The sequence below is a fragment of the Thiobacillus sp. genome, from assembly GCA_024235835.1.
Taxonomy (GTDB): domain Bacteria; phylum Pseudomonadota; class Gammaproteobacteria; order Burkholderiales; family Thiobacillaceae; genus PFJX01.
Map to the genome: position 1 here is coordinate 1,168,290 of JACKLQ010000002.1, position 10,797 is coordinate 1,179,086.

Here is a 10,797-nt window from a genome sequence, read left to right on the forward strand (position 1 = left end):
GCGCCACGGAGGAGATGACGAGTTGTCCATTCCCGCCATCGATCTGGTAGTTCTGGGTCATTTTCTTCCCCAGCATCGTCGTCTCGACCACCAGCGCCTCGCCTTCCCAGCCCGCGACGGACACGCGCTGCTGCAGCCCGCCGCTGGCGGAGACGCTGGCACCGCGAAAATCGGTGAAGAGGCGCTGGTGCTGATCGTTTTCGTCCGCGATCAGCAGCGTGGGGTCCTGATGGGTGATGTGGAGTTCTTGCGCAGGAGCCAGCAGCGCGGACAGTTCTCCGGAGGACAAGCCGCCGCTTCCACCCATGCCGCCCCCGCGGCCCCGGCCGCCGTCGCCCATGCCGCCGCCTCGCCCCATGCCGCCACCCCGGCCCTTCCCGGCCGGGCCGCCCATGGCCTGTCTCGACGCCTGCATGGCCTCCTTGGCCTTTTCCCGCGGGTCGTCGCTGGCCTTGGCGTTGAGGACCCAGTCGCCGGAGAAATCCGGCCTGGGCGGCGATGCAGGCGCACGCCGATCTCCAAGACACTGATACAGCGCCCAGTGCGCCGCACCAGCCGACTCGCTTGGCGATTCCGCGTCACAGATCGCCTGAGTCGCGGATGCGTCCCCATCCCCCTGTGCCGCCCCCGTGGCGCCGGCCGCCAATGCCAAACCGAGCCACAGCACGGTGGCGAAATGCTTCTTCAGGTTCATTTCATATCTCCCGCCGTTATGGCGGGCTTTCCGCGCGGCAGAGCACGCCAGGAAATGGCTGCGATCGCCCCCCACACCAGCGTTCGGAAGCTCATCGCGATGACCGTGCGCATTTCATAGGTCCCGCCGGCATGGACGTGCGCGCCAAATGCCGCAAAGGCAAACGCAGTCGCTGCGGCGATGACGACGGCCAGCCACACTGCCCAGCGATGCCGCAGCCACAGTCCAGCACCAGCGATGACGTAGGCGAAGCCGGCCAGGAAGTTGAACCAGAGCACAAACGGCACGTAGTTCCCGGCAGAGGCTTGAGCCGCTTCGCCACCGAACAGGATCGCGCCGCCTTCCTTGATCGTCAGCAAGCCGAAGCCGACAGCGACCAGGGACATTGCCCAGATACGGAATCCGTTTCTTTGCATGGATATCCTCACGTTTTTCCCATCCCCCGGAAATTTCCCGCCTGCCTTCATTTCGAAGGAACAGCCAATGCGGCCCGGTACAGGGCGAAAGCCTCGGCAGCCTTCCGCAGGAACGATTCCCCCCACCTCGGGGCGGCAGGGGTTTCGAGCACCAGTTTCTGGATGATGCCGACAAGGGAAATTGCCGCGGCATCCGGTTTGATGTCAGCTCTGACCAGGCCCTGCTGTTTGGCGCGCGCGATGATTTGCGCCAGGCGGGTGGCGTAGTAAGCGATGAGCATCCGCACGTGCCGCTGAAGGCCGGGATCGTCGTCGTGAGCCAACCACGACAGCAGGCGCCTGGGGACGTCGGGGTGCCTGGCGATGAACGTGATCTGCCGTTGGAACACGCTCTCCAGTTCCCGCAGCGGATCATCCTTCCACCCGCGCTTGACTGAGCGCAAGAGCCGGCCTCTCACCCTGGCAATGAACCTTTTCCGGCCACCGTGGCTGTCCGTCTGCGGCGGCGACCATCCATCCTTGGCCTCGGCGACAGCCCCGTGCAGGCTTTCCATGTCCGCGAACAGGTAGTAGCGCGTGGTTTCCCACCATCGCTCGAGGTGCTCCTGATCGAACCGATTCATGCTGTCGCTCGTCATGGTGACCGCTCCTTTACTTTCATGGTCAATCAAATCCTCGTCCTTCACCGGCTTCCTCATGGGTCACGCCATCGCGGATGTGATAGATGCGCTTGAAGGTGGGGATGATCTTCTCGTCGTGGGTGACGACGATGATGGCGGTTTCATACTTCTTCGCCATGTCGTTGAGGATGCGGATGACCGCCATGGCGCGTTGTGAATCCAGGGGCGCCGTGGGCTCGTCGGCCAGGATCACCGGCGGGCGGTTGACCAGGCCCCGGGCGATGGCCACGCGCTGTTGCTCGCCGCCGGAGAGCTGTGAGGGCATGGCCTGGGCGCGTTGCTGCACGTCGAGTGCCGTGAGCAGGTCCAGCGCCCGCCTGCGCGCCTCGGTGTTGGATACGCCGGCCAGCATGGGCGGCAGCGCCACGTTGTCAGTGACGTCGAGGAAGGGGATGAGGTACGGCGCCTGGAACACGAAACCGATCCTGTCCCGGCGCAGGGCGCGCAGATCGGGCACCTTCCAGCCCTCGTCGTAGATCACCTCGTCGCCCAGTGTCATGCGCCCGGCGGTGGGGTCGATCACCGCGCCCAGGGATTTCAGCAGGGTGCTCTTGCCCGAGCCGGACGGCCCGATCAGCCCCACCACCTCGCCCGGCCCCACGTGCATGTCCACGCCCTTGAGTGCATCGACCGCCGTGTCGCCGCTGCCGTAGCGCTTCCTCAGCCCTTCGATGCGTATGCCCTTGGTCGTCATGTTCAGCCTCCGATCGCTTCCGCCGGATCGACCTTGAGCGCCATGCGGATGGCGACGATGCTGGCCAGGGCGCAGATCGCCATGACGGCGAAGAAGCCGACGATGGAATCCTGGGGCATCAGCAGCACGTATTTGGGGAACAGGGGGGCGGCGAAGGTAGCGGTGATCTTGCCCACCGCGAAACCGATCACGCCGAGCGCGAGGGCCTGCTGCATGATCATGGCGGCGATGGTGCGGTTGCGCGTGCCGATGAGTTTCAGCACCGCGATCTCGCGAATCTTGTCCATGGTCAGGGTGTAGATGATGAAGGCGACGATGGCCGCGCTGACGACGGCCAGGATGACCAGGAACATGCCAATCTGCTTGGCCGAGGTAGCGATCAGCTTGCCGACCAGGATGCCCTCCATTTGCGCGCGGGTGTACACCGTCAGCCGCTTCCAGCGGTGGATGCTGCGGGCCGTCTCATCGGGGTCGGCGCCCGGTTCGAGGCGCACCAGGATGGCGTTGACGAAGTTGTTGCTGGACTGGGATGCGATCACGGCGTCCAGCACACCCGGCGCGCCGGGCCGGTTGAACGCCGGATTTTCGCCGGTGCGGCGGCGGCTCTGCCAGATGGCGTCGTTGTCCTTGAGGAACTGGGCCTCCTGGGCGTCCTTGAGGGGGACGAACACCATGGGATCGCCGCTGGAGGAGACCATCCGGCGGGTGAGCCCGACCACGGTGTACTGGTTGCGGCGGATTTTTATCGTATCGCCGAGCCTGAAACCGGTGGCCACGTCGGCGACCGCCTCGTAGTGCCCCCGGGTGATCTGGCGCCCCGCCACCAGGTAGGGCGGCGTGCCGGGCGTGCCCGCCGGCGCGCCGGCCGCGACACCCACCACCATGGCGCGCACATCGCGCGCATCGCGTTCACCCTGCCTCACCTGCATGGTCAGATAGGTGACGTTGGCGGCCCGGTCCACGCCGGGCATGGCCAGGATGGCGCGATACAGGTCGTCGTTGAGGCTGGAGGATTCGGCGTAGGGGCCCAGGGTGTCCTGCTGCACCACCCAGAGATCGGCGCCGCTGTTGTCCAGAAGCGCCTTGCCGTCGTCCACCATGCCCCGGTAGACACCGGCCATCACCAGCGTCACGCCGATGAGCAGGCCCAGCCCCACGCCGGTGAAGACGAACTTGCCCCAGGCGTGGAGGATGTCGCGGCCGGCCAGGCTGATCACTTGCGGGCTCCGGGGATGCTTTCCACCACACGGATGCGGCTCTTCGGGCCGAGGGCCTTTTCGCTGTAGACCACGATGCGTTCGCCGGCCTTAAGGCCTTCGGCCACCTGCACCCGGCCGTCCAGGTCAGAACGCCCCAGCCTGACGGGAGCGAACTCCAGCCCACCATCCTTGATCCGCCATACGCCCGGCCGATCGCCTTGGCGTTGCACGGCAGCATTGGGGATCGCGGGCATCGCGGCCAATGCGGGCAGATCGACGGTCACCTCGGCCAGCTCGCCGATGGGTGGCAGGGGCGCGGGCACTTTGTCGAAAACCACCTTGGCCAGGATTTCCTCCGTGATGGCATCCGCCATGGGCTCCAGGCGCAGCACCCGGCCGTTCAGGGCCGCGCCGTTGCTGGAACGCAGCGTGACGCGCGCGGACAGGTCGGCCGCCAGCCCCGCCGCGCTGATCTGGTCGAAGCGCACGTTGATCCACAGGCTGTGGGGGTCGATCAACTCCACCACGGCCTGGCCCGCCACCAAAGTCGTGCCCGGGTCGGCATCGCGCACCGTGACGATGCCGGCCATGGGCGCCACCAGATTCAGGTTGCCGCGCTGGGCGCGCAGGGCCTGAAGGTCGGAGCGGGCCCGGGTCAGGTCTTCGCGCGCCGCCGCCAGTACCGACTCGGCGATCTGCAACTCCTGCCGCTTGCCCAGCAGGATTTCCTCGCTAGTGGAGCGGACGGTGAACAACTGCTCGTAGCGCGATGCCTGGGTTTTAGCGAAGCTGAGCCTGGCCGTCGCCTCGCCGATGGTCGCCTCGATCCGTTTGATGGCGGCTTCCTGGGAGCGCATCCGGTCATCGAGATCAATCGGATCCATCTCGCCCAGCACCTGTCCTGCCTCGACCCGGTCGCCGACATGAACATCCAGCCGTTTGAGGCGCCCGGCAAGGGTGGGCCCGATCTTGTAAGTGTAGCGCGCCTCGACCGTACCGATGCCGAACAGGGCGGGGGTGATCGCGCGCGACTCCACCTCGACCTCGGTCACCGCCACGGGGGCCAGGGGCCCGGAGCGCAGCGCGACATAGATCAGAAGCGCCAGGAGCGGAACGATCACCGCGACGAGCGCCAGGGTTCGGCGTTGCATAGGCTGTATCTTCATTTCCCGCTCCCAATGCCATGTTCAATCCCACGCCGATAGATCGCGAAAAGCGCTGGCGCATCACGGCGTATGCGCTGGACGTCATCGGCCAGCAGCGATTGCATGACCAGGCCCTGGACCATGCCGATCAGGAGAGTGGCGGCGGCTTCGGTATCCAGTGTGGCCGACAGTTCCCCCGCCGCCTTGCCTTGCTCGAGCAGCGCTTGCAGACGCTCGCCATAGCGTCGGATGAGGGTCTGGGCCATGCGTTTGGGTGCCGTTTGCTGGGCGCGTTGCAGTTCGCCGAACAGCATGCGCGGGACACCCGGGTGCTCCGTGACGAACTCGACGTTCGCCATGAACATGGCCTCGATGGCCGCGAGCGGCGAAGAGGCAGCGCGCGCAGCCATTTCCATGCGCGCGAGCAGGCGTTCGGCCACCCACTCCATGACTGCCTGCAAGATGGCCTCCTTGGTGGGAAAGTGCTTGAACAGCGCCCCCTGGGTGACACCCATGTGTTTGGCGATGGCTGCGGTCGTGATCTCGCTCGGATTCTGCTGTGCCGCAAGTTCCACCACGGCTTCAACCGTGACGGCGCGACGTTCTTCGGCGGGGAGGTGCTTTGGGTGGGTGACCATGACAAGGGAACAAAGAAAGTAATTGATTACTAGCTTATATATTGCAAAGCTCACGTCAAGGCTTTGCTGGGCTTACGCACCACCATTGTTTCGATGTGATGCCGTTTCCGCTTGGATGAGAGCAAAGGCTGCCGTGAATTCGTTCCCTGCCGCTGAAACATCTCTGCTTTGATTGACCGGATTGAGGCGGGAGTGTGAGTTCACTGGGATGGGAAAGCTGCCGTTCCCCCAGGTGCAAGGTTGAACGGCAGATAACCGAGCCACTGCTGCCCCACAGGCGGTGGCACCTCAATGACCGGATTGGCCGACCTGCCGTCTGCCCTTCACAGCGCTGTATGACTGTTCCATCCCACTAACCTGCCGCTGGCCCCCTGCACGGCGAACGATAAAAACAAGCGCCTGCTGTCAGCCATGCAGCTGCCCGATGCTCGGGTTCCACGGACAAATTCATGGGCGCATGGCGCCATATCCCGATCCCAGTGCCAGAAGTCCGGTTGCTGCAACCCTTTGCGCAGCTGGCCTTTTACCATTCCCATTGCATGGCCTCCCCTTGCCCATTAATCCCTTGCCCCTGCCCGGCCACGAGGGCAGGCCCTTTGGGTAGGGCCCTTCCCCTTGTCGTTTGGCGGCCTTTGCAGGCCCTTTCGCTGTTAGCCGAGTGAGCTTCCACGTCGAGACCGAGGCATGGCCGCGGATCAGCACAGTCCCACCGTTTCGTCGCGGCAATAAGCGACAAATCGATTTCCCTTTTCGGGGCGACGGACTGACCCCCTGTCTCTAGTCTTCACTCCCGCTGACACCTCCTCCTTCGCGCCCCCTTCGGGGGGTTCTTTTTGCCGGCGGCAAGGAAGACCCGAGTGCAAATACCGCTTTTCACAATATGGACCCCTTCGTCCGCATGGCTGCGGTCATGACCCTGGCCCTGTCGACCGGGGCGTCTGCCTGCTGGGACGAGGCCGCCCGGGCTCATGGGGTGGACCCGTGGCTGCTCTATGGCATCGCCTCGGTGGAGTCGGGGCTGGATCCCCACGCCCTGAACCTGGGCCATCTTCAGCGCACGGGCTCCTACGACATCGGGCTCATGCAGATCAACTCGCGCAACCTGCCGGCCCTGGCGGAACTGGGGGTCGCGCCCGAGTATCTGTGGGACCCCTGCACCAGCGTGCAGGTGGGCGCGCGCATCCTGCGCGAGAAGCTCGACCGCTACGGTGATACCTGGGAAGCCGTGGGCGCCTATAACGCCGCATGCACCCGGCTGAAGGGGCCGGCCTGCCGAAAGGCCCGCATGGATTACGCCTGGAAGGTATACCAGGCCATCGGAAGGGCGCTGCGGTGAGAGCCGAACTGGTCTGCTGCGCCCTACTCACCGGATGCACCGTGCAGCCGGCGGAACCGGTGGCCAGCCTGTCGGCCGTGCCCGCTCGCGAGCCCCTGGGCATCGCACAGGCCGGCCACGGCCGGGAGGCGGTGTTCATGTTGTGCGCCGATTGCCCGGCGCCTACCCGCAAGGTCCTGGCGACCGTGCCGCCGCCCATCCGGATCGCCGAGGTCCCCAAGCCGAAGCTGGTGCCACCCCCGCGGGAGGAACGTATCACCCGCGCGGTCCACTTCCCCTTCGCCTCGTCACGGCTGACCGTCGGGGCGCGGCAGGCCCTCGACAGCCTGCGTCCCCTGCTCATTGAGGCCAAATCCATCGCCCTGACCGGCCACACCGACCGGGTGGGGAATCCTGCCTTCAACCATCGGCTGGCCCTGCGCCGCGCCGAGACCGTCCGCCAGGCCCTGCTGGGCCTGGGTATCCCGGAGGACCGGATCGTCCGGGTGGAGGCCGAGTGCTGCATCGAGGACCCACCCCCGGTTCATCCCCCCGCGCGTCGCACCGACCTGGACATCCTGATCGTGAGGCCGTCCCCATGAGCGAGCGCGACTGGGAGCCCGGCTACAAGGCCGTGCTGATCCGCGAAGAGACCAAGCGGCGCCTACAGGCGCTGCGCAAGGCCCTGCCGGAGCGGGACCTCAACCAGGAAAGGCGCCTGGCCACGGCGGCCATCGAATACTGCCTCACCGACGCGGTGGCCCGGGCGGGTTTTCTGGCCCTGGTGAAGGACATCGTGCGCCTGGACCTGGAAACCGGCTGATATCGAGACGACGAGACCACTCCTTCATTTACATAGGAATTCCATTCATGAAACTCACCCACAAACTCGCATTGCTCCTGGGCGGCCTGGTTCTCGGCGCCGGCCCGGCCCTGGCCGGCGTGCCCGCTGACCCGGAGTTCGCCGCCTTGTCCGCCCGGGTCACCAACTGGGCGACCGGCAACCTGGCCATCACCATCTCAATCGGCGCGCTGATCATCGGCGCCGTGGTGGGCCTGGCCCGGGTGACCGCCATGCCGGCCCTGACCTCCATCGTGTTCGCCATCCTGTTCTCCCTGGGTGCGGGCCTCATCACCGGCATCATCGGCGCAGTCATCTGACGCGCGACTGAGCACCGCGAAGGCCATGGTCGACACCCGCATCCCCACCCGCCTGGACGAACCGGCCCGCATCCTCATGTGGGACGCAAGCCAGGTAGGGTTGCTCGTGGCCTTCGTCTTCCTGGGCATCCTGCTCAAGGACCCCCTCACCTGGATTGCCGCCGGCCTGGCCCTGGCCCATGTCCTGGGCAAATTCACGGGCGGGCGGCACCGGCGCTTCCTGCTGCACTGGACCTACTGGCATCTGCCCTTCGGCTCGGGGTTCAACCGCACGCCCCCTTCCCACCTGCGGGAGTTCATCGGATGAACCCGCTCAAGATCAGCGCCGACCTGGAGGCCCGCATCGGCATCGGTCGTGCGATGCAGTTGCTGGTGGCGGTCCTGGCACTGGCCAGCCTGCTGCTGGCCCTGCACGTTTTCCTGCATCAGGACCGGGACCGGGTCACCTTCCTGCCGCCCCAGATTGAGCGGGGCTTCTGGGTGGAGGCCGACCGGGTGTCCCGGGACTACCTGGACCAGATGGCCCTGTTCGTCCTGCAACTGGCCTACAACGTCACGCCCTCCTCCGTCGATTTCCAGAATGCGGCCCTGCTCAAGTATGCCGCCCCCGAGGCCCACGGTGCCCTGGAGAAGGCCGGCCGGCTCGCGGCCGAGCGGGTGAAGCGTGACCAGGTCACCACCCTGTTTTCCCCGCGAAGCGTCCTGCACGACCAGGTGGACGCCCTGCGTGTGGCCGTCACAGGAGAGCTCACGACCTACGTGACCGACAAGGCCTCGCCACCCCGGGCCATCACCGTGCTGGTGGCCTTCCGCTACGACGGCGGGCGCACCGTCGTCACCACCCTCAAGGAGACTACGCAAGATGATCCCTTCGGTGATCAGGCCGCGGCTGCTGGCCACTAGCCTTCTCGTGCTCGGCGGCCTGACGCCGCCGGCCTGGGCGCTCCAGGTCATTCCGGTGCGCGACGGCGAGACCGCCTTCGCCCGTATCGCGGCCGACGACCTGACCCGCATTGCCCTGTCAGAGGGCCGCATCCAGTCCTGGCATGCCCTCAAGGGCCGGCTGGCCATTGAGAAGAACCCCCGCACCGGCCAGCTCTACGTGCGCCCCCTGGACCGGGGCGAGCCCGCTTCCCTGTTCCTGACCGCCGAATCCGGCGCCACCTATGCGCTCACCCTACAGCCGGTGGACGCCCCAGCCGAGAGCCTGATCCTGAAGGACCCGACGCGGCGGGCGACGAAACCCTCCACAGTCGAGCAGGCCGACTCCCGTCAGAGGATGGTCAAGGAACTGGCCCTGATGATGGCCGCAGACCGCCTACCCGCTGACATGGAGGTGCGGGAGCGGGGCGAGATCCTGCGCCTGTGGCAGGACAGCCGCTTCGTGCATCAGCGCTCCTGGCTAGGGGCGGCGGTGGTGGCCGACCTGTTCCAGCTCACCAACACGGGCACTGCCGAGCTGCGCGTGGCGGAGCCGGAGCTCTTCCGCCCCGGCGTACTGGCCGTGGGGGTGGAGAGCCATGCCCTGAATCCCGGGGAGACCACCCGGGTGTTCGTGATCCGCCAGCGGGAGGGCGACGAATGATCCTAGGTGGCAAGAACGGCCCAGGCGGAAGGGGCGCCAGACCCATGCTATCTGCTGCCGCTGCGGCCATCCGGCGCCGGCAGGCCCTGATAGCGGGCGGGGTGTTGATCGTGGTGGGCCTGGGGCTCATCAGCCTGGTGGCCTTCATGCGCGCGGGCAAATCCCAGACCGGCGCCGGCCTGCCGGAGAAGCCCGTCCCCCTGGCGGTGGCGCCGGCCGGAGCCGGGGTGGACCCCAGGGACGCCTGGCGCGGCCAGGAAGGCACCCGCATCGACCGCCTGGAACGCTCGGTCTCGGAGCTCAACGACCTGATGAAGCGCCAGGAGGCGGCCAAGCAGGCCGAGGCCCGGTTACCCGGCTTTCCACCAGGCCTGCCCTCGGGGTTGCCTTCTTTGCCGCCGCCTCCGGCCGTCAAGCCGGCCACGGTGGTGCCCCTGCCGCCCCCCACCTCGGTGCCGGGGCAGCCGGCCCCCGTGGGCGTTCCGCCCACCATGCCGGAGCGGGGAATCGAGTCCGGCGAGATGGGGACGGGGCCGGATATCCGCCTGGCATCCGCGCCGGACGCCAGCAAGAAGAAGCCAGCGGCCAAGACCCCCGGCACCTACCTGCCGTCCGGCTCCTTCGTCCGTGCGGTGCTGCTGGCGGGTCTCAACGCCCCCACCGGAGGCCAGGCCCAGAGCAACCCCCATCCCGTCCTGCTGCGCCTGGTGGACCACGCCCAGCTGCCCAACCGGTTCCGGCTCAAGGCCAAGGATTGCCTCATCGTCGGTTCCGGCTATGGCGACCTCTCCTCGGAGCGGGCCTACATCCGCACCGAGTCCCTGTCCTGCGTCTCGCCCCGGGGCGAGTCCCTGGACCTGCCCATCAAGGGTTATGTGGCCGGGGAGGATGGCAAGGCGGGGGTGATGGGCCGGCTCATCACCAAGCAGGGCCAGGTGCTGGCCAACGCACTCATCGCCGGCATCGGCTCCGGCCTGGGCCAGGCCTTCCAGCAGAGCGCCACCACCACCTCCACCTCGCCCCTGGGGTCCACCAGCACTGTCAAGTCGGGGGAGGAGTTCAAGGCCGGCATCTCCTCCGGGGTGGGGAAGGCCATGGACCGCCTGGCCCAGTACTACATCTCCCTGGCCGAGAAACTCTACCCGGTGGTGGAAGTGGACGCCGGCCGGCTGGTGGACGTGGTCATCACCAAGGGCGCCATGCTGCCCATGGGCGAGGCCTCTCCAGAGGGCCCCTTTGAAACCGGCAAACGCTACGGAGCGCGCTAAAC

Annotated in this window: 14 protein-coding genes and 1 pseudogene; 8 read left to right on the forward strand and 7 right to left on the reverse strand. The window is 66.8% G+C overall.

The features are described 5' to 3' along the window. Positions 1–385: 385 nt before the first annotated feature. The 7 genes and pseudogenes from H6935_13845 to H6935_13875 all read right to left on the reverse strand — a co-directional run bounded on the left by H6935_13845 (position 386) and on the right by H6935_13875 (position 5,466). A pseudogene (locus tag H6935_13845) lies at positions 386–694 on the reverse strand (hypothetical protein). Continuing rightward, a complete protein-coding gene (locus H6935_13850) occupies positions 691–1,110 on the reverse strand; it encodes a hypothetical protein (GenBank protein MCP5279419.1) in 420 nt (139 codons plus the stop codon). Before H6935_13850 ends, H6935_13845 begins: the two are co-directional and overlap by 4 nt. A gap of 47 nt (positions 1,111–1,157) precedes the next feature. Then, positions 1,158–1,748: a hypothetical protein gene (locus tag H6935_13855; GenBank protein ID MCP5279420.1), complete on the reverse strand. Its 591-nt coding sequence runs from the start codon at positions 1,746–1,748 to the stop codon at positions 1,158–1,160. Positions 1,749–1,773: 25 nt separating this feature from the next. Next, the gene (locus H6935_13860) at positions 1,774–2,484 is read right to left on the reverse strand and encodes an ABC transporter ATP-binding protein (GenBank protein ID MCP5279421.1); all 711 of its coding nucleotides are present in this window, start codon (positions 2,482–2,484) and stop codon (positions 1,774–1,776) included. Between the two features lie 2 nt (positions 2,485–2,486). Further along, complete coding sequence (locus H6935_13865; GenBank protein MCP5279422.1) at positions 2,487–3,701, reverse strand: ABC transporter permease; 1,215 nt, start codon at positions 3,699–3,701, stop codon at positions 2,487–2,489. Continuing rightward, on the reverse strand, positions 3,698–4,849 hold the full coding sequence (locus H6935_13870; protein MCP5279423.1) for an efflux RND transporter periplasmic adaptor subunit: 1,152 nt from the start codon (positions 4,847–4,849) through the stop codon (positions 3,698–3,700). The genes H6935_13865 and H6935_13870 overlap by 4 nt, the downstream gene beginning before the upstream one ends. Beyond that, positions 4,846–5,466 carry a TetR/AcrR family transcriptional regulator gene (locus tag H6935_13875; protein MCP5279424.1) on the reverse strand — a complete coding sequence of 207 codons (621 nt, stop codon included), beginning with the start codon at positions 5,464–5,466 and terminating at the stop codon, positions 4,846–4,848. Before H6935_13875 ends, H6935_13870 begins: the two co-directional genes overlap by 4 nt. An 880-nt stretch (positions 5,467–6,346) precedes the next feature. Here H6935_13875 and H6935_13880 point away from each other — a divergent pair. The 8 genes from H6935_13880 to H6935_13915 all read left to right on the forward strand — a co-directional run bounded on the left by H6935_13880 (position 6,347) and on the right by H6935_13915 (position 10,795). Continuing rightward, entirely contained in the window at positions 6,347–6,802 is a 456-nt protein-coding gene (locus tag H6935_13880) for a lytic transglycosylase domain-containing protein (protein ID MCP5279425.1), read from the forward strand. Positions 6,803–6,939: 137 nt separating this feature from the next. Then, positions 6,940–7,383, forward strand: coding sequence for an OmpA family protein (locus H6935_13885; GenBank protein ID MCP5279426.1), 444 nt, complete (start codon positions 6,940–6,942; stop codon positions 7,381–7,383). Continuing rightward, positions 7,380–7,604, forward strand: coding sequence for a hypothetical protein (locus H6935_13890; GenBank protein MCP5279427.1), 225 nt, complete (start codon positions 7,380–7,382; stop codon positions 7,602–7,604). Before H6935_13885 ends, H6935_13890 begins: the two co-directional genes overlap by 4 nt. 47 nt (positions 7,605–7,651) lie before the next feature. Further along, on the forward strand, positions 7,652–7,942 hold the full coding sequence (locus H6935_13895) for a hypothetical protein (GenBank protein ID MCP5279428.1): 291 nt from the start codon (positions 7,652–7,654) through the stop codon (positions 7,940–7,942). Between the two features lie 25 nt (positions 7,943–7,967). Then, a complete protein-coding gene (gene traL, locus H6935_13900) occupies positions 7,968–8,249 on the forward strand; it encodes a type IV conjugative transfer system protein TraL (GenBank protein MCP5279429.1) in 282 nt (93 codons plus the stop codon). Next, positions 8,246–8,845: a type IV conjugative transfer system protein TraE gene (gene traE / locus H6935_13905; GenBank protein MCP5279430.1), complete on the forward strand. Its 600-nt coding sequence runs from the start codon at positions 8,246–8,248 to the stop codon at positions 8,843–8,845. The genes traL and traE overlap by 4 nt, the downstream gene beginning before the upstream one ends. Then, a complete protein-coding gene (locus H6935_13910) occupies positions 8,805–9,527 on the forward strand; it encodes a type-F conjugative transfer system secretin TraK (protein MCP5279431.1) in 723 nt (240 codons plus the stop codon). The genes traE and H6935_13910 overlap by 41 nt, the downstream gene beginning before the upstream one ends. A gap of 44 nt (positions 9,528–9,571) precedes the next feature. Further along, on the forward strand, positions 9,572–10,795 hold the full coding sequence (locus tag H6935_13915) for a conjugal transfer protein TraB (GenBank protein MCP5279432.1): 1,224 nt from the start codon (positions 9,572–9,574) through the stop codon (positions 10,793–10,795). The last annotated feature ends 2 nt before the right edge of the window (positions 10,796–10,797 follow it).